This window comes from Streptomyces sp. NPDC048514 (assembly GCF_043199955.1).
In the GTDB taxonomy this organism is placed as follows: domain Bacteria; phylum Actinomycetota; class Actinomycetes; order Streptomycetales; family Streptomycetaceae; genus Streptomyces.
The window spans coordinates 85,553-104,212 of the sequence record NZ_JBICWT010000009.1 but is presented as its reverse complement, the minus strand read 5'-3'; the positions used below and the strand labels follow the sequence as shown (position 1 = coordinate 104,212).

General features: G+C 73.9%; 10 protein-coding genes. 5 read left to right on the top strand and 5 right to left on the bottom strand.

Annotated elements, in window-relative coordinates:
• Positions 1-14: 14 nt before the first annotated feature.
• Entirely contained in the window at positions 15-1,232 is a 1,218-nt protein-coding gene (locus ACGFT2_RS20850) for an MFS transporter (protein WP_393280263.1), read from the top strand.
• Positions 1,233-1,305: 73 nt separating this feature from the next.
• On the opposite strand, the gene ACGFT2_RS20845 is transcribed toward ACGFT2_RS20850, so the two are convergent.
• Positions 1,306-2,136, bottom strand: a complete 831-nt coding sequence (locus ACGFT2_RS20845; RefSeq protein ID WP_393280261.1) for an alpha/beta fold hydrolase — start codon at positions 2,134-2,136, stop codon at positions 1,306-1,308.
• Between the two features lie 184 nt (positions 2,137-2,320).
• On the opposite strand from ACGFT2_RS20845, the gene hutH reads away from it, so the two are divergent.
• From hutH to ACGFT2_RS20825, 4 genes are all read left to right on the top strand, one after another.
• On the top strand, positions 2,321-3,991 hold the full coding sequence (gene hutH / locus ACGFT2_RS20840) for a histidine ammonia-lyase (RefSeq protein WP_393280258.1): 1,671 nt from the start codon (positions 2,321-2,323) through the stop codon (positions 3,989-3,991).
• Positions 3,975-5,444: a phenylacetate--CoA ligase family protein gene (locus ACGFT2_RS20835; protein WP_393280255.1), complete on the top strand. Its 1,470-nt coding sequence runs from the start codon at positions 3,975-3,977 to the stop codon at positions 5,442-5,444. The genes hutH and ACGFT2_RS20835 overlap by 17 nt, the downstream gene beginning before the upstream one ends.
• Positions 5,444-7,276 (top strand): asparagine synthase (glutamine-hydrolyzing), encoded by a 1,833-nt coding sequence (gene asnB / locus ACGFT2_RS20830; RefSeq protein ID WP_393280253.1) that lies wholly within the window; start codon positions 5,444-5,446, stop codon positions 7,274-7,276. Before ACGFT2_RS20835 ends, asnB begins: the two co-directional genes overlap by 1 nt.
• Positions 7,277-7,348: 72 nt before the next feature.
• Positions 7,349-8,044 carry an alpha/beta fold hydrolase gene (locus ACGFT2_RS20825; RefSeq protein ID WP_393280251.1) on the top strand — a complete coding sequence of 232 codons (696 nt, stop codon included), beginning with the start codon at positions 7,349-7,351 and terminating at the stop codon, positions 8,042-8,044.
• A gap of 127 nt (positions 8,045-8,171) precedes the next feature.
• Here the strand turns inward: ACGFT2_RS20825 and ACGFT2_RS20820 are convergent, their stop codons facing one another.
• The 4 genes from ACGFT2_RS20820 to ACGFT2_RS20805 are packed head-to-tail and all read right to left on the bottom strand — an operon-like array spanning position 8,172 to position 18,634.
• Complete coding sequence (locus ACGFT2_RS20820) at positions 8,172-10,565, bottom strand: amino acid adenylation domain-containing protein (RefSeq protein ID WP_393280249.1); 2,394 nt, start codon at positions 10,563-10,565, stop codon at positions 8,172-8,174.
• Complete coding sequence (locus ACGFT2_RS20815; protein WP_393280247.1) at positions 10,555-13,659, bottom strand: type I polyketide synthase; 3,105 nt, start codon at positions 13,657-13,659, stop codon at positions 10,555-10,557. The genes ACGFT2_RS20820 and ACGFT2_RS20815 overlap by 11 nt, the downstream gene beginning before the upstream one ends.
• Positions 13,656-17,246 (bottom strand): amino acid adenylation domain-containing protein, encoded by a 3,591-nt coding sequence (locus tag ACGFT2_RS20810; RefSeq protein ID WP_393280245.1) that lies wholly within the window; start codon positions 17,244-17,246, stop codon positions 13,656-13,658. Before ACGFT2_RS20810 ends, ACGFT2_RS20815 begins: the two co-directional genes overlap by 4 nt.
• On the bottom strand, positions 17,243-18,634 hold the full coding sequence (locus tag ACGFT2_RS20805) for an MFS transporter (RefSeq protein ID WP_393280243.1): 1,392 nt from the start codon (positions 18,632-18,634) through the stop codon (positions 17,243-17,245). The genes ACGFT2_RS20810 and ACGFT2_RS20805 overlap by 4 nt, the downstream gene beginning before the upstream one ends.
• Between the last annotated feature and the right edge of the window lie 26 nt (positions 18,635-18,660).

Genomic DNA, 18,660 nt, shown 5'->3' with positions numbered 1-18,660 from the left:
CCTACGTTCCTGCCATGACCACCACCGACGCACCGAACCCGTCACCGCCCACGGCACCGCCGCAGGCCCGGCCGCCGCTGGTGACACGCCCGCTGATGCTCCGCTTCGTCAGCGTGATCGGCGCGTCGGCGAGCTTCTACCTCCTGCTGTCGGTCGTTCCCCTGTACGCGAAGGAATCGGGGGCGGGCGGCAACGGCGCCGGAGCCACCACCGGCGCCCTGATGCTGGCCACGGTCCTCGGTGAACTCGCGGCGCCGCGGTTCGTGGCACGCTTCGGGTACCGGCTGACCCTGGGGACAGGGCTGCTGCTGCTCGGCGCGCCGGCGCTGGCGCTGACGGCGTTCTCCGGCATCGGCTGGATCACGGTGGTCTGCCTGCTGCGCGGTGTGGGCTTCGCGCTGACGGTCGTCGCGGGCGGGGCGCTGACCGCGTCACTGATCCCCGCCGAGCGGCGCGGGGAGGGGCTGGCCGTGGTCGGCATCGTCTCCGGCGTGCCCTCGCTGCTGGGGCTGCCCCTGGGCGTCTGGCTGGCCTCCGAGGTGGGGTACACGACGGTGGGCGTGGCCGCCGGTGTGTGCGCGCTGGCCGCGATCCTGTCGATACCGGGTCTGCCGGAGAGGGAGACCATGGCCGGTCCGCGCATCGGCATCCTCGACGGCGTGCGCAATCCGGCCCTTCTCCGGCCCGCCGTCCTGTTCGCGGTCACCGCGGTGGCCGCCGGGATCGTGGTCACCTTCCTGCCGCTCGCCGTTCCCTCGGCGTCCGCGGAACTGGTGGCCGTGGCCCTGTTCGTGCAGCCCGCGGGGGCCTCCGTGGCCCGCTGGGTGGCCGGCCGCATGGGCGACCGCACGGGTTCGTCCCGGCTGGTCGTACCCGGTCTCGCCCTGTCGGCGGCGGGCATGCTCGTCACGGCGTACACGCACAGCGCCGTCGCCGTCGTCACCGGCGTGGCCCTGTTCGGCATCGGCTTCGGCGTCACCCAGAACGCCACGCTGACCCTGATGTACGCGCGGGTGCCCGCGTCGGGCTACGGCACGGTGAGCGCACTGTGGAACATCGCCTACGACGCGGGCATGGGCGTCGGCGCGGTCTGCTTCGGCCTGCTCGTCCAGCAGACCGGCTACCCGTGGGGCTTCGTGTGCACGAGCGCGCTGATCGTGCTCGCGCTGCTCCCGGCCTGGCGGGACCGCCCTGCCCGGCCGGACCGGAGCGCGGTGAAGTCCGCGTCCTGATCCCCCGGCCCCGGGCTCCGACGCCCCGCCCGGGACCGCCCGCGCCCTGATCCACGCGGCCCCGTCCGCCGGTTCAGAGGGCGGCCGTCAGGTGGTCCCGCAGGACCGCGGTCAGCTCCCGTGCCTCGGCGGGTGAACCGGTCAGGTGCCCGGAGCCGACCGTCACCAGCCGGGCCCCCGGGATCCCGGCCGCCAGCTCCTCGGCATGGCTCGCCGGGGTCGCCACGTCACGGGCTCCGGTGACGACCAGCGTGGGCGCCGTGACGCGCGGCAGGTCGAGGACGAGGTCGCAGCTCGCGACGGCGTCGCAGCAGGCCGCGTACCCCGTCGGGTCGGCGCCGGCGAGGTCTCCCAGCAGGGCGGCGCCGCGCGGGGTGGCGGCGGCCCCCGCGTCGGCGAACCAGCGCCCGGGAGAGTCCGCGAGGAGGTGCCCGGTGCCCCGTGCGCGGACCTCGGCGGCCCTGGCGTGCCACCGGCCCGGGTCGCCGAAGGTGGCCGAACTGCCCACCAGGGCGAGCGAGGCGACCCGCTCCGGGTGCAGGGCCGCGAGTGCCGTCCCGATCGCACCGCCGAGCGAGATGCCCGCGTAGTGGAAGCGCCGCCGGCCGTACCGGTCGGCGAGGTCCAGGACCAGCCGCGCCAGATCGTCCATCGTCGTGCCGCCCGGTGACGGATCGCGCAGCACGCCCGGGCCCGACCCGCCGTGCCCCGGCAGATCGAAGCGCAGCAGCCGGAAGTCCGCGGCAAGCTCCCGCAGATGGGGCTCCCACACGGCGGCGGACGTGCCGAGGGACGGTCCGAGGACCAGCAGCGGCGCGTCACCCGGCCCCTCGGTCAGGTGGTGCAGAGCCGTGCCGGTATGCGCCGCCCGCCGGGCGGACTCGGTCGGTGGTGGGGCGTCCATCGCCTCTTCTTCCTCTCCGGGCGCGGCAGGGCGGCCGGCCGACGGCGAAGGATCCTATGCCGCCGCCGGGCGCGCCGGGCCCGCCCGACGGACAGGTGCGCAACAGGCCGTAGGACCGAAGACCGGGCGCCACGAGGTCGGGGAGGCTGACCACCACCACCCGTCCGGCCGGAAAGGTAACGAGGTGTCAGGCATACCCTTCACACCTACCGCCCAGGGGCTCGCGCTCGACGGCGCCTCACTCTCACCCCGACATGTGGCCCGGGCCGCCCGCGGTGGCGATCCGCCGGTACGGGTCACGCTCTCCGCACAGGCCCGGGAACGCATGCGCGCGTCCGTGGACCTGAAGCTGTCCCTGATGGCCGAGGAGATCCCGATCTACGGCGTCACCACCGGTTTCGGTGACAGCTGCACCCGGCAGGTCTCGCCGGACAAGGCGCGTGACCTCCAGCGCAACCTGATCCTGTACCACCTCAACGGCGTCGGCCCGGCCGCGGAACCGGCGGTCGCCAGGGCGACGATGCTGATCCGGGCCAACGCGCTCTCCCGTGGCCCCTCCGCCGTCCGCCCCGAGGTCGTGGACCGGCTGCTGCAGTGTCTGGAACGCGACATCCTGCCGCTGATCCCCGAGCGCGGATCGCTCGGCGCCAGCGGCGACCTGGTCCCGCTGTGCTACCTGGCCGCCGCGCTCATCGGCGAGGGCGAGGTGAGCCACCGGGGCCGGGTCCGGCCCGCGCTGGACGCGCTGCTGGCCGAGGGACTGGAGCCCCTGCTGCTGGAGCCCAAGGAGGGCATCGGGCTCATCAACGGCACGTCCTTCACCGCCGCCTACGCGGTGCTGGCCGCCTGGGACGCCCGGGAACTCGCCTTCGTGGCGGAGCTGACCACCGCGATGACACTGGAGGCCCTGCGCGGCAACGCCTCGGCGATGCACGCCTTCGTGCACGAGAACAAACCGCATCCCGGCCAGGTCACGAGCGCCGCGTCCGTCCGCGCGCTGCTCACCGGCTCGCGGCTCGCGACCTCCTTCGAGGAGATACTGCTGCGCCGTGAGCGGCTGACCGGCCGCGGATACGTCCAGCTCGACGAGCCGGTCCAGGAGAAGTACTCGGTGCGGTGCGCCCCGCACATCATCGGAGTCGTGCACGACACCCTGGAGTGGGCGGAGCGCTGGCTCGGCGTCGAGATCAACTCCTCGAGCGACAACCCGCTCTTCGACGCCCGGGAGGGCGGACTCCACCTCGGGGGCAACTTCTACGCGGGCCATGTCGGCCAGGCCATGGACTCCCTGAAGACGGCCGTGGCCGGACTCGCCGACCTCCTCGACCGCCAGCTGGCCCTCGTCGTGGACGAGAAGTTCAACAACGGCCTGCCTCCCAACCTCGTCGTCGCCCGCGACCCGGACGATCCGCAGGCCGGCCTGCACCACGGCTTCAAGGGCATGCAGATCGCCGCGTCGGCCGTCACCGCCGAAGCCCTCAAACAGGCCAACCCCGCCTCGGTGTTCTCCCGGTCCACCGAGGCCCACAACCAGGACAAGGTGAGCATGGGCACCATCGCGGCCCGTGACGCCCGGACCATCAACGGCCTGGTCCGGGAGACCGCCGCGATCCACCTGCTCGCCCTCGCCCAGGCGATCGAGCTGCGCGGGGTCGAGCAGTCGTCCCCCGCGATCCGGGCGGTCCATGCGCTGATCCGCGAGCACTCCGCGTTCGTGGACCGCGACCGCAGGCTCGACCGCGACATCAGCGCGGTCATCCACCTGATCGGATCCGGCGCGCTGCGACGCGCGGCCGGTCTCGACGACTCCGCCTTCACGGCGGGAGGGACGCTGGCAGATGTTGTTGCTGCGTGACGAAGAGCGCGGCGCGGCCCTCGGCCGCCTCGCGGAACGGCACACCCGGCTGGTCCGGCAGACGCACGAAGGGGAGGCGGAGCTGCCGGCGGTGCACGCCGCCAAGCTCACGGCCACACTGGCGGCGGCCTCCCGCAGCGCGCTGTACCGCCACACCTACGACGAGGAGCTGCGCACGGCCCTGTGGGGCGGGCAGCCGCCGGACCCGCGGACGGCGCTGGAGGAGGTCTTCCCCAAGCTGCCGTTGCTCGCCAAGAGCGAACTCGCCCGGCACGGCAACGAGGCGTTCACCCGGCCGCTCCCGGAGTTCCTGCACTACTACGAGTCCTCCGGTACCACCGGCGATCCGGTGGCCGCGCCCAAGGCCGTCGACGACCTGCTGATCAACACGATCAACATCGGCACGCTGTGGGCGCAGGTGCTGCGGCCCGGGGACGTCGCGCTCATCCTGATCAACGCCCCGTTCGCCCCGGCCGCCTACCAGTTCGAGAAGGTGCTGGAGTACCTCGGGGTGATGTCCCTGCGTCCGTGGGTGGACAACATCACCGGCGACTACCGCAGGGTGCTGCGGCTGGTCGGCTCCCTGGCCGCCAACGTCTTCGTGGGGCCGCCGTCGCGCCTGCTGGAGATGATCCAGTTCGCCCACCGGCACGGCCTGGCGACGCCGAAGTTCGAGCGTCTGCTGCTGATGGCCGAGCAGACCGGACCGAGCTTCGTACGGCATCTGGAACGCCTCACCGGCGGCACCGCGTACGTGTCCTCCTACGGCTCGTCCGAAACCGGCACGACCGCGGTGACCTGCGCCGAGCGCGGTCTGCACCTGCAGACGCAGAGCTATCTCCTGGAACTCGCCGACGACTCCGGGATCCGGCCGGTGGACGGCTCGCCGGACCGGGGCGAACTCGTGGTCACCACCCTCGACCTGCTCTCCCGGCCCCTGCTGCGCTACCGGACCGGTGACCGCGTCGAGATCGTCGCCGACCCGTGCCCGTGCGGCGTGCGCACCCCGGTGCTGCGCACCCTCGGCCGGGAGCAGGACGTCGTGACGCTCGCCGGCAACGGCATCCGGCAGAACGACCTCGAGGCGGCCCTGTGGTCGGCACCGCTGCCCGACCACACCGTCTTCAACTACATGCTCGTGGTGCGCGACCGTTCGGTGGTGCTGCTGGTGGCGACCGACGGCGAGCCGGACACGGCCTGGTGCGAGGGACTCGCCCGGCGCCTGGGACCCCTGTTCACGGGCCTGACGGTCACCGTCCGGGCGGTCGAGACCCTGCCTCCCCTGGCCTCGCTCGGCCAGTACCTCGGCTGGAAGCTCGCCCGCGTCCTGGACCTGAACGACGAGGCCAACTGGGGCCGTCTGCCGGAGCCGGTCGACGCGCTGGTGGCCGAGTCCCTGCGCCGAGTGGAGGAGGGCGCCGCCGACGCCCGCCGGGACGGGGGAGCCGCCTGATGTGTGGCATCACCGGATGGATCGACCGGGCCCGGCCGATGGCCGACGAGACCCGAACGGTGGCGTCCATGGCCTCGTCGATGGCCTGCGCCGGTCAGGACGCCACCGCGACATGGGCCTCGGCACACGTGGTGCTGGGACGCTGCGGACACGTCACCGGCCCCGACGGCGCACCGCGCTGGTCCGACGTCGCCGGGTCGGCCGTGAGCAGGTCCGGCGACGTCGTGGTGGCGTTCGACGGCGAGATCCACAACCGCGGCGAGCTGCGGGAGCACCTGCGGCACGGAGGCCGCCTGCCGCAGACCGGTTCGGACGCCGAGCTGGTGCTGGCGGCCTACCTGGAGCACGGCGAAGCGGCACTCGACCGGCTCGCCGGCATGTACGCCTTCGCCGTGTGGGACGCCCGCCGCGACACGCTGCTGCTCGTGCGGGACCGGCTCGGGATCAAGCCGCTGTACTGGACCCGGTGCGACGGCGGGACACTCTTCGGCTCCGAGCCCAAGGCCGTCCTGGCCCATCCGCTCTTCCCCGCCGAGGTGGACGCCGAGGGCCTCGCCGCGCTCTTCACCGTGGCCATCAAGCCCCCGGGCGCCGGCGTCTACCGCAATCTGCGCGAGGTACGCCCCGGGCACCTGGTGCGCGTCGACGGGACCGGCGCCCACGAACACCGGTACTGGCAGGTGCGCACGGCACCGCACACCGACGACCTGCCCACCACGGTCCAGCAGGTCCGCCGGCTGCTGGGCCGGGCGGTCGGCGAGCAGCTCGTCTCCGACGTGCCGCTCGTCGCCCTGCTGTCCGGCGGGATCGACTCCAGCGCGATCGTCGGCCTGGCCGCGCGCACACTGGCGGACGAGGGCCGCGAACTGGCGACGTACTCCCTCGACTTCGCCGGCGCGGAGGAGGACTTCCGGGCGGACGCCCTGCACCTGAGCCGGGACGCGCCCTTCGTCCGGCTGGTGGCCGACCACGTGGGGACCCGGCACAGCGAGGTCGTCGTCGCCGCGCCCTCGCTTCTGGAGGAACTGGACACCACCCTGCGCGCCCGGGACATGCCGGGCGTCGGCGACCTCGACGCGTCGTTGCTGCTGCTCTTCCGGCAGGTCCGCAAGCAGGCCGCGGTGGCCCTGTCCGGCGAGGGTGCCGACGATCTCTTCGGCGGGTACCCGTGGTTCCTGGCCGAGTCCGGGCAACCCACGCACAACTTCCCCTGGTCGGCCGGTGTGAGCAACCGCAACGCCCAGCTCTCGCCGGAACTGCGCGCCGTGCTCGACCTGGACGCCTACGTGGCCGACACCTACGCGGACGCGCTGGCCGAGGTCCCGCACCTCGACGGCGAGAGCGGCGCCGACCGCAGGCTGCGCGAGGTGTCCCACCTCCAGCTCACCCGGTTCCTGCCCTTCCTGCTCGACCGCAAGGACCGGATGAGCCGCGCCAACGGCCTGGAGGTACGGCTGCCGTTCTGCGACCACCGGCTGGTGGAGTACCTGTGGAACGTGCCGTGGGCCTACCGGCGAACGGGCGGGCAGGAGAAGGGCCTGCTGCGCGCGGCGGTCGCCGACCTGCTGCCGCCGGCCGTGGTGAACCGGCCCAAGAGCGGCTTCCCGTTCGGCCAGAGCCCCGCCTACCTGGAGGCGATCCGCCGCACGGTACGGGACATCGTCGACGACCCGTCGTCCCCGGCGCTCGGACTCGTCGACGTCGGGTCCGTACGGGCCATGCTGGACAGCGACGCCTGGTTCAGCGGCACGTTCACACCCCCGCCCTGGCTGCCGCGCGTCATCCAACTCGACCACTGGCTGCGCGAGTACCGGGTCTCCGTCGTGCTCTAGCCGGACCATCCACCAACCACGCCCCGGGCCGGTGACCGAGTGCCGGGGCGGCACAGTGAGGAGAAGACTGCGATGTCGCAGGTGCACGTCGAGCGGTGGGGCAGCGGTGACCGGGTGGCCGTGCTGGTGCACGGGATCACCGCCGACTCGGGCAGTTGGTGGCGCACCGGGCCCGAGCTGGCGAACCACGGCTACCACGTCCTGGCCGTCGACCTTCCCGGCCACGGCCGCAGCCCGCGGTGGGACGCCTACACCCTCCGGACCATGGCCGACGCCCTGGTCGAAGCCGTACCGGCCCGGCCGGCGCTCGCCCTCGGGCACTCGCTCGGCGGGCTGCTGCTGGCCCTCGCCGTGCCGCGCCTGCGGCCGGACCGGGCGGTGTACGTCGATCCCGCGTGGGCGGCGGCGCCCCCGGACGGCGGGGCCATGGCGCAGGCACTGCGGGCCCAGAAGGACTGGGACCTGGAGCAGATACGGCAGGCGCTGCCCCACTGGGCGGCCGAGGCCCAGGAACACAAGCTCACCGCGCTGGACCGGTGGGACCCGGCCACGCTCGCCTCCTTCGAGGGCTTCGCCGGCCACACGCCCGGCAAGCCGGCCGAGCCGTCCCTGATCGTGCTCGCCGACCCCAGCCACAACATCCCCCCGCAGCGCGCGGAGGAACTGAGGGCGGACGGATTCGAGGTGCGGACGGTGCCCGGCACCGGGCACGTGGTGCACAACGAGGACTTCGAGGGCTTCCTGTCGGCCCTGCGGGACTGGTACTGAGCACACGCCCGCCACGCGCCGGGAGCCCGGTCCGTACAGCCGCCCAAGGCTGTACGGACCGGGCTCCCCGTCGTTTCCCCCTGTCCCGCATGTCGCCCGTGACCGCCGCGCCGCGGCCGGCCGCCGGTCAGGACCGGGGGCGGGGCCTCCGGCGGGTGGCCCCGCGGCCCAGCCCCTCGTAAGCCGGCGCCGGCAGTGCCGCACGATCGCACTTGCCGTTGGCGGTGAGCGGCAGCGCGGCCAGCGGGACGATCGCCGAGGGCACGCACTGCTCCGCCAGCCGCGCCGCGAGATGGGCGCGTACGGCGACCACGGAACCCGCGTCCAGAAGGGGCGTCACGTACAGCACCAGCCGGGGATCGGTGCCCCCGTCGCGGCGCACCACGGCCACGGCGGAACGTACCTCCGGGTGCTCGCAGGCGACCGACTCCACCTCGCCCGGCTCCAGGCGCAGCCCACGGAGCTTGACCTGGTGGTCGCGGCGGCCGTGGAACTCCAGCGCACCCTCCTCGTTCCAGCGCACCAGGTCACCGGTGCGGTAGAGCCGTTCCCCCGGGGAGTCCGGGTCCTCGACGAAGCTCGCCGCGGTCAGGTCCGGCCTGGCCAGGTACCCCCGCGCCAGGCACACCCCGCCCAGGAACAGTTCGCCGACCGTGCCGGCCGGGACGCCGTGGCCCGACTCGTCCCGGACCGACAGGCGCACCCCGCGGATCGGCCGGCCGATCGGGACCGTCGGCCCCGGCTCCGGCCTGCGGCACGTCCAGTGGGTCACGTCGATCGACGCCTCGGTCGGACCGTACAGGTTGTGCAGCGAGGCGGCGTGGGAATCCGCGAAGCGGTTCGCCGTCGCGGGGCTCAACGCCTCGCCGCTGGCGATGACATGGCGCAGCGACGGACAGGAGAAGGGTTCGGCGTGGGCGAGGAAGACGTCGAGCATCGACGGCACGAAGTGGACGACGTCGATGGACTCCCGCCGGATCGTCTCGGCCAGGTACTCCGGGTCCCGGTGGCCGCCGGGACGCGCCATCACCAGTCTCGCACCGGCGGTCAGCGGCCACAGGAACTCCCACACCGAGACGTCGAACGTGTACGGGGTCTTCTGGAGCACCGCGTCACCGACGGCGAGGGGAAAACGCTCCTGCATCCAGCGGATCCGGTTGACCAGCCCGCGGTGCGGGACGGCGACCCCCTTCGGCCGGCCGGTGGAGCCCGAGGTGTACATCACGTAGGCGAGGTCACCGTCGCCGGGGCCGCCGTCGCCGGGGCCGCCGTGCTCCGGCCGCCCGCCGGGACGTTCCGGAGCGAGGGGAGCGCCGTCGAGTCCCACGACGCTCATCCCCGCGAGGGCCGGGAGACCGGTCGCGGCGGCGCCCTCCTGGACCATCGACACCCGGGGCCTCGCCTCACCGAGGATGTGCCCGACCCGGTCCGCGGGCCAGGAGGGGTCCAGCGGCAGATAGGCGCCGTCCGCGAGCAGCACCGCCACGATCGCCACGGCCAGGCCCACGGACCGTTCGGCGAGCAGCGCCACGGGGACGTCCCGGGTGACGCCGAGGCCGCGCAGGCGCTCGGCGAGCGCCTGCGCCCGCCGCGCCAGTTCGCCGTACGTGAGGGTCTCGTGCTCGTCCGAGACGGCCGGATCGTGCTCGTTGCTCTCGAACCGGTGCCGCAGCAGGTCCGTGATCCGGGCTCCGTCCCCGGCCGCCGGCTCACCCACGGCGACGCCCGTTCCCGGCCCGACGCCGCCGGTCATCAGCCGCTCCAGCAGCGGCCCGGTCGCCGCGTCCGCCAGCAGGGCACCCGTCGGCAGCGCGAGCCGCTCGACCCTGACGCGGTCCGCCGGCCAGTCGGGGTGGAGGAAGCGCTGCCCGTCGTCGCCCAGGACGACGGCATCGGGCAGGATCCCCGCGGGGACGGGCGTGCCGAGTGTCCGCAGGAGAAAGCCGAACCAGGCGCGGTATCGATCCGTCAGGTGGGGCAGGCAGAACTCGATGTCCGCCTCGGGTACGGCGTCCGCGCGGAGTTTCTCCGTCAGCGCCGCCCGCAGCCGGCGCAGGATCGCCTCCTCCGACAGTTCCCCGCCGTACTCCTCGACCGGCCCGCCGGCGAGCTTGGCGCACAGCGCCGCGACATCTTCCCCGATGATCTCCGGCGTCATCCAGCTGGGCTCGACCAGGATCGTCCTGGGGAGCCGGCCCCCGTCCCCGCCGGCCAGGGCCCGCGCGAGGTGCAGGGCCAGCGTGGCCGCGCTGCAGTAGCCGAGCACGACGTCCGGGCGCACCTCCATGCGGTTCAGCTCGGCCGCGTAGGCGTCGGCGAGTTCGGCGATGCCGCGGCCGGTGCCGGCGGCCGGGCCGTTGACCGCGTCGATGCGGAAGAGGGCCCTGTCCGAGCCGGTTTCCGACACCAGTTCCGAAAGGGTCCTGCGCGCCGTGAACTCGTTGAAGTCGACGACCACGACGGGGCGGCCGGTGCCGGGACGCAGTGTGGCGACCCGGACGTCCTGTGGCTCACTGTTCATGGCTCGTGGCGGTCCTTGTCTCGTCCGTGCCGCGGTGCGCCGAGGCGTCCAGCAGCCTGTTGATGTGCTCCACCTGCGCGGAGAAGGTGGGACGTTCGAGCACGTCCCGCAGACTCATCTCCACGCCGTGCTCGCGGTGCAGGAGACCGATGAGCCGGACGGAGAGCAGGGAGTCCGCGCCCAGGCCGAAGAAGTCGGAGTCCGGCAGGATCGGCACGGGGCCGAGCAGCCGCTGCCAGACGGCCCGCACGGCCGCCTCGACCCCGCCGTCGTTCCCCGGCCCGGAGACGTCGTGACCGGCCTGGTCACCCGCCCCGGGTCCGGACACGCCGGCACCGGCCTCGTCACCGCTTCCCGCTCCGGACGTGCCGTGACCGGCCTCGTCACCGCTTCCCGCTCCGGACGTGCCGTCTCCGGCCCGCTGGGTGGCGGCGGGGCCGGACGCCCCGGGTGGCGGGGCGGAGTCGATCCAGTGCCTGCGCCGCTCGAACGGGTAGGCGGGCAGCGAGACCTTGCCGGCCGGTGCCGGATCGAAGGCCCGCCAGTCCACCGCCACACCCGCCGACCACGCCTCGCCGATCGCCGCGACCAGGGTGGCGCGGGGATCCTCGCGGTCGCCGCCGCGCGGCATCGTCGCGACGGCGCACGCCTTCGCGCCGCTCTCGTGCGACCGGACCATGCTGGTCAGGGACCGCCCGGGCCCCACCTCCAGCAGTACCGGGTCGCTCATGGCGAGCATCCGGTCCAGCCCGTCGGAGAAGCGCACGGTGCTGCGCAGATGCTCGGTCCAGTAATCGGCGGAGAACTCCCGGACGAGGTCTCCGGTCAGGTTGGACACGACACGCAGTCGCGGGCTCCGGTAGGTGAGGGAGGAGGCCGCACGGTGGAACTCCGCGAGGCAGGGCTCCATCAGCCGGCTGTGGAAGGCGTGCGAGACCCGCAGCGGGCGTGCGCCGATGCCCCGGGCCGCCAGCACGGCCGCGAACTCAGCCACCTCCGCGGAGGTTCCGGCGACCACGACCGCCTGCGCCCCGTTGACCGCCGCGATCGACAGGGTCCCGCTCAGCAGCGGGGCCACGGTCCGCTCCGCCGCCAGCACCGCCAGCATGCTCCCGGCCGGCAGCGCGTCCATGAGCCGTCCGCGCACCGCGACCAGCCGCAGAGCGTCGGGCAGTTCGACGGCCGAGGCAAGGCACGCCGCGGTGTACTCGCCGACACTGTGGCCGAGCAGCATCCTGGGCCTGAGTCCCCAGTCCTGCAACTGCCGCGCCAGCGCGTACTCGGTGACGAACAGCGCGGGCTGCGCCAGTCGCGTCGTCCGCAGGAGCGCCGCCGAGTCCCCGTCACCGGGCCCCAGCAGAAGGGACCGAAGCTCTCGCCCCGTGTCCGCCAGCAGCTCACAGCACTCGTCGAACACCTCCCGGAAGCCGGGCAGAGCCCGGTGCAGCCCCGCCGCCATCCCCGGATACTGGGCGCCCTGACCGGGAAAGAGGAAGCCGAGTCCCGCACCGCGGGCCGCCCGGCGCGGAACCGCCCGTACGATGCGCTCGCCCAGTTCGGCCGCCCCCGCGGCCACCGCCGTCGCCCGCCAGGGCAGGGCGGCGCGGCCGGTGCGCAGCGTGTGACAGGTGTCCGCCGCCTCCACCGCGGGCGCGGACGCCACATGAGCCGACAGGGACCGCGTGACGGACCGCAGAGCCTGCTCCGTGTGGGCCGAGGCGACCATCAGGAGAGGACCGGCGTCCGGTGCCCGCCGGGGCTCGGCCGGCGGCGCCTGCTCCACGATCACGTGGGCGTTCGTACCACCGAGGCCGAACGCGCTGACGCCCGCGCGACGCGGTGCGGTGCCGTCGGGCCACTCGGTCAGGGAGGTGTTCACGTAGAACGGCGTGTTCGCCCAGTCGATCTCGGGGTTGGGCTCCACGCAGTTGATGCTCGGCGGGATCAGTCCCTCGCGCACCGCCAGGACGGCCTTCACCAGGCCGGTGACGCCGGCGGCCGCGTCAAGGTGCCCCAGGTTCGCCTTGACGCTGCCGAGGGCGCAGTACCCGCTCTCCCCGGTGAACTCGCGGAAGGCCTCGGTGAGTGCGGCGACCTCGATGCCGTCGCCGAGTTCCGTACCGGTGCCGTGGGCCTCGACGTAGCCGATGGTCGCCGCGTCCACCTGTGCGGCGCGCAGCGCCTCCCTGACGACCTCGGCCTGGCCGGTCACGCTCGGCGCGGTGTACCCGATCTTGCGCGCACCGTCGTTGTTGACCGCGGAGGCGCGGATCACCGCGTGCACGTGGTCGCCGTCGGCGAGCGCGTCGTCGAGCCGGCGGAGGACGACCAGCCCGACGCCGCCGCCCACCACCGTCCCACGGGCGTCACGGTCGAACGGGCGGCACCGGCCGTCCGGTGAGAGGATCCCGTGCCTGCTGTACAGATAGCCGGACTCCTGCGGCAGTTGCACCGACGCGCCGCCCGCCAGAGCGAGGTCGCACTCACCGCGCAGCAGGCTCTGGCACGCGAGGTGCACCGCGACCAGCGAGGTCGAGCAGGCGGTCTGCACGGTCAGCGCCGGGCCGGTCAGACGCAGCTTGTACGCGATGCGCGTGGCCGCGTGGTCCTTCTCGTTGCCCAGCAGCACCTGCAGCGCCTCGGCCGGGTCCCGGTCGCGGGGGCCGGCCAGTACGTGCCGCAGGAGGTAGGTGTTCGGGCTCGTACCGGCGAAGACACCCGCCCTGCCCTCGAAGCCGCCGTGGCCGGCCTCGTCCAGTGCCTCCCAGGCGCACTCGAGGAGCAACCGCTGCTGCGGGTCGATGAGTTCGGCCTCCCGCGCCGAGTACCCGAACAGCTCGGCGTCGAAGAGGCCGACGCCGTCGAGCACGCCGCGCACCGGCACGTAGTCCGGGTGGGTCCGGTCGGCGGCCGGCACCCCGGCGGCCTCCAGCTCGTCGTCGCCCAGCCGGGTCAGGGACTCCTTCCCGGCGAGGAGCCCGGCCCACAGCCCGGCGATCCCGTCGGCGCCGGGGAACCGTCCGGCCAGGCCGACCACCGCGACGGGCGGTGTCGGAGAAGCGTCGGCCGTCGGACGGCCGGGGGGCGTCATCATGCTGTGTCCGTCATCTTCCCGTGTACGAAGGCTGCCAGTTGAGCGATGGTGGGGTACCGGAACAACTCGGTGAGCCTGATGTCGCAGGAGGGGTAGGCCCCGAGCAGCAGCGTGCGGATGCGGGGGAGTGCCAGCGAGTTGCCGCCGACGTCGGCGAAACGGTCGTCGTAGCCGAAGTCGCTGGTGCCGAGGACGTCCTCCCATATCTCGGCGATCCGGTCCTCGATCTCCTCCGCGGTCACCCGCGTGCCGGCCGGGCCCTCGGTGTGCGCGGCCGGCCGTTCCGGTACGCCGTCGTCGGTGCCCGGCGCCGCGGTACCGAGGGCGAGCGCGGTCAGCGCCGCGACGTCGACCTTTCCGTTGGCCGTCGTGGGCAGGCTGCGGCACACGGCCCACAGCGCCGGGACGGCGTGGCCGGGGAGGCGTGCGGCGGCCATCCTGCGGAGCGCGGCCGGGTCCGGACCGGGCTCCGCGGTCACGATTCCGGCGACGAGCCGGGCCTCTGCCCGATCGTCACCGGTGGCGGCCACCACCGCGTCCGTCACCCCGGGCAGGCGGCCGAGTTCCGCGGCGATGCCGTCGAGTTCGAGCCGGAAGCCGCGGATCTTCACCTGGCGGTCGCGACGGCCCAGTATGCGCAGGTTCCCGTCCGCGTCCCAGCGGACGAGGTCGCCGGTCCGGTAGTAGCGCCGCCCCTCGGGATCGTGACCGAAGGCGCGCTCCGTCTCTGCGGGGTCGTCCAGGTAGTCGACGGCCAGACCGGACCCGGCCGTGCAGAGTTCACCGGTCGCGCCGCGCGGGACGGCCTGTCCCGACGAGTCCAGGACCGTCACGGACGTGCCCGCGACCGGCCGGCCGATCGGCAGGGTCGCACCCACCTCGGCCGCGTCGTCGACATGGTGGACCGTGGTGAAGGTCGTGTTCTCCGTCGGGCCGTACCCGTTCGTCACCCGCAGTCCCGGGCAGGCGGCGAGGACCCGGCGCACCTGCGCCGCCGGAACGGTGTCCCCGCCGGTCAGCAACTGGTCGACGCCGCGGAAGGCCCAGGGCGCGTGGTCGGCGACGAGCCGGAACAGCCCCGCGGTCAGCCACAGCCCCGTCACCGCGTGCGCGGCCAGGAAGCCGGCCAGTTCCCCGGGCGTCGGATGCCGGTCCGGATGGACGACGACGGCGCCGCCGGCGGCCAGCGGGGCGAACAGCTCCAGGGTCGAGGCGTCGAAGGACAACGGGGCCAGCCGGACGAAGCGCCGGGATGCCGCCCGGCGCACCACGCCGTCGTCGGCCACCAGCCGGCACACGGCCCGGTGCGGGATCCGCACGGCTTTGGGCCGGCCGGTGGAGCCCGAGGTGAAGGCGATGTAGGCGACGCGTCCGGGATCCGGATCGGCCGCCGGCACGGCCGCGTCGGCCACCGTCGGCGCCCACGGGTCGAGCGGGTGCAGCACGGGGACGTCGAGGCCGGCGTCGTGCAGCTCCACCGCGCGCCCCGGGTCGGCCAGCACCAGCGCCGGGCGCGCGAGGCCGAACACCCGGTGCAGGAAGTGTTCCGGCAGACCGGGCTCCAGACCGACGTAGGCGGCGCCCGACCGCAGTACCGCCAGTACCGACACCACCTCGCGTGCGGAGCGGGGCACGGCGACGATCACATGGTCACCGGCTTCGACACCGGCCGTGCGCAGAGACGCCGACTGTGCCTCCACGGCCCGGACGAGTTCCCGGTACGTCAGGGGGCGGGCCTGGGCGGCGGGGTCCACGACGGCGGGGGCGTCGGGATGCAGGCGCGCTACGGTCTCGACCAGCCGCCACACGTCGGTGTGGCCCGGGCGGCTCTCGGCGCCACCCGGAGCGGGACCGGCCGGCCGTTCCACGAGGAGCCCTTCACGGACCGGCTCTTCACGGACCGGCCCTTCGCGCACCGGCCTTTCACGGACCGGGCCTTCCCCGACCGGGCCTTCGCGGAAGAGCCGGTCACTGAACGGTCCGTCGCTGAACGGTCCGTCACTGAACGGCCGCTCCCGGTGCAGCTCGGTGACCCGGCGGTCGGCGTTCGCGCCGTCGACCAGTTCGCCGAGCACACCGCGGAAGTCGGCGACGAGCTGTGCCGCCTCCCACGGTGTGAACGCCGAAGTGGCGTACTCCACGCACAACCTGGGCCGGTCCGCCCAGCGCTGCACGTAGAGCAGGGCGTCGAAGATCGCGCCGCCGCAGTGCCCCTCGTGGATCCGGACGCCCAGACCGGGAACGTCCAGAGCCGCCGGCACCATTTCGTCGTGCGCCGCGAACGCCACCTGGATCAGGGCGTTCCGGGCGGTGTCCGCCGTGACCCCCAGGCCGGCCGTCAGCCTCTCGAACGGCACCTGCCGAGCCTGGAGCGCCGCACGGACCGCCTGCCCGACGTCCGCCACCCGCTCGCTCACGGTGCGCTCGGCTCCGGCCCGGCAACGGACCGGCAACAGCGTCGTCAGCAGCCCGACGAACCGCTGCTCCCGCGCGCTGTCGCGGCCGGCCCAGGTGAGGCCCACCAGGAGGTCCTCGGTTCCCAGACGCCGGGCGGCCGTGACGGACCAGGCCGTGAGAAGGACGGTGTTGCGGGTCACCCCGCAGCGCCGCGCCAGCGCCTCGACCCCGTCCCGGACGGCCGGGTCGAGGTCGACCGGCAGCCGGACACCCCTGTGGTCGAACTCCGTGGCGCCCGGCAGATCACCGGGGAACCGGACGACCGTCGGCGCCCCGGCCAGCTCCGCGGTGCGGCGCGCGGCCAGGGCGTCGATCCGTTCGGGATCCGGGAGGGGGACCGGCAGCGGGGCGGCGCCGGTGCTCGCGCCCCGGTAGTGGCCGAAGATCTCGCGCCAGAGCACGCCGATGCTCCAGCCGTCGGCCAGGACGTGATGGATCAGCAGGCTGAGCACATGCCGGCCGCCCCCCGACCGGGTCAGCACGAAGACGACGGCCGGACGCTCGAACGGCGCCAGGAGCCGCGTCGAGGCCGACGCCAGCATCGTGTGGACCAGACCGACGCCGGCGTCGCCCGGGGGCAGGTCGACCGACTGCTGCAGAAGCCGCGGTCTCCAGCCGGGGATCACCCGGGCGCGCAGCCCGTCCGGTCGCCGCGTGAACACCGTCCGCATGGCGTCGTGCCGGTCGGTGACCGCCTGCAGGGCGCCGCCCAGCCGGGCGACGTCGAGCGGTCCGTCCAGGTCCGCGCTGAACATCAGATGCCAGGCGGACCCGGATCCGGCTTCCTCGCTCAGCAGCATCGCCGCCTCGGCCGGCGACGCGTCCCGCTCCCGCCGCGGCGCCTCGTCCGTCCGCACCGGGCCCGGCGTGTGCGCCTGCGCGGCGTGCAGCACGGCGGCGAGGGGCTCCTCGCCGAGCAGCCGTGGCAGGTCGAGCGCGGCGCCCGCGTGTTCGGCCCGGGCGACCAGGTCGACGGCCCGCAGCGAGGTGCCGCCCAGGGAGACGAAGGACAGATGCGCGGCGTGCGACGCCACCTGGTCCCGCGTCTGCCCGAGGGCGTGGGCCGCCAGCACGATCAGCTCCGCTGTCGTCGCGGACCCCGGCGCCGCAGCCTCCGTCGGCGGATTCATCGGCCCTGCCCTTCTGTCGTGTCGATCGGGACTCCGTCGTCGGGGACTCCGTCGTCCGGGGCGTCGTCGTCCGGGACGCCGTGGCCCGAGGCGGCGGGCTTCGCGTCGGGCTCGGGCGCGGTCCCGCGGGTGCGCTCGGCCCAGGAGATCGCCGGCCCGTTCACGGCCAGGCCGACGAGGAAGACGAGCGCCAGGGCCAGCCAGCCGGCCGTGCCGAACCGCCCGGTCAGAAAGGTGACCAGGACGGGGGCCGCGGCGACCGGCAGGGAGCTGCTGAAGACGTACATGCCGCTGTACGCGCCGTGGGCGTCGGAGTCGGCGAGCCCGTAACGGAACGACCAGTTGGCGCTCTCGCCCCACAGTTCGCCCAGCGTGAGCAGCCCGACGGCGACCAGCAGTGCCGCCGCCGCGGCGACCGTGCCGAAGACGCGCGTCAGCGGTGCCACCGCGCACGCGCCGGCCAGCACCACGAAGGCACGGCGTTGCATACGCCGGGCACCGTCGGTCGTCGCGCTGCCCCGGGCGGTGCGCACCTGCAACAGGATCACCAGCACGGTGTTGCCGAGGATCATCCAGGCCGCGAGCGGACGCGGGAGCGACGTCTCGTCGATGATCCACAGCGGCAGGCCCACGGTGAGCACCGTGTGGCCGATCAGCGCCAGACCGCCCACGAAGGACACCGCCATGTAGGGGATGTCGTAGCGCGAGCGCGTGCGCCGGCCGGCGTCCGCCTTCGCGCGGGCCGGCGGGATGCGGGGCAGGCGCAGGCTCGACAGGCCCGCCAGGAAGCAGGTCACGGCCATGCCGAGGATCAGACAGGAGTACGCCGCCGTGGTGCCGATGCCGATGACCGTGCCCGCGATGATCACACCGACCGAGAAGCCGATGTTGGTCAGTACCCGGGTGACGGCGGCGAGATGGACCCGCGTGTCCTTCGGCAGGATCGCCCCCGTGACCGCCCCACGCGCCACGGTCGTGCCGGTCTCGGCGCACCCGATGGCCATGATGACGGCGAGGAAGCCCAGGTAGGAGTCGACGAAGACGGCCGCGAGAAGCAGGCTGACGAGAACCGCGGAGAACCCGAGGAACACCTCCCTGGGACCCCACCGGTCGGCCAGCCGGCCCGCCCACAGGCTGAGCAGCAGCCCGAGGAGCCCGGCCAGCGAGAAACCGAGACCGACCCTGGTCTGGGACAGGCCCGTCACCTGTACGAAGAACAGCGCGCCGCCGGATATGTAGAGCCCGTAGCCGGTGCTCGCGATCAGGGTGTTCGTCTGCAGCACCCGGATCGGGCCGGGCGGTGGAACGGCCTGGGCGATACGGCGCCTCAGCGACGGCCGGGTCGGTGCGGACTTTTCGGTTGATCCCTTGCCGGGACCGGCTTCCATCACGTTTCCTTCGTTCGTCCCGCCAC

Bases quoted from the DNA above. Each gene is read 5' to 3' on its own strand.
- ACGFT2_RS20835 (WP_393280255.1), top strand. From the start codon at position 3,975: ATGTTGTTGCTGCGTGACGAAGAGCGCGGCGCGGCCCTCGGCCGCCTC.
- ACGFT2_RS20810 (WP_393280245.1), bottom strand. From the start codon at position 17,246: ATGAATCCGCCGACGGAGGCTGCGGCGCCGGGGTCCGCGACGACAGCG.
- asnB (WP_393280253.1), top strand. From the start codon at position 5,444: ATGTGTGGCATCACCGGATGGATCGACCGGGCCCGGCCGATGGCCGAC.
- ACGFT2_RS20845 (WP_393280261.1), bottom strand. From the start codon at position 2,136: ATGGACGCCCCACCACCGACCGAGTCCGCCCGGCGGGCGGCGCATACC.
- ACGFT2_RS20805 (WP_393280243.1), bottom strand. From the start codon at position 18,634: ATGGAAGCCGGTCCCGGCAAGGGATCAACCGAAAAGTCCGCACCGACC.
- ACGFT2_RS20850 (WP_393280263.1), top strand. From the start codon at position 15: ATGACCACCACCGACGCACCGAACCCGTCACCGCCCACGGCACCGCCG.
- ACGFT2_RS20815 (WP_393280247.1), bottom strand. From the start codon at position 13,659: ATGATGACGCCCCCCGGCCGTCCGACGGCCGACGCTTCTCCGACACCG.
- ACGFT2_RS20820 (WP_393280249.1), bottom strand. From the start codon at position 10,565: ATGAACAGTGAGCCACAGGACGTCCGGGTCGCCACACTGCGTCCCGGC.
- ACGFT2_RS20825 (WP_393280251.1), top strand. From the start codon at position 7,349: ATGTCGCAGGTGCACGTCGAGCGGTGGGGCAGCGGTGACCGGGTGGCC.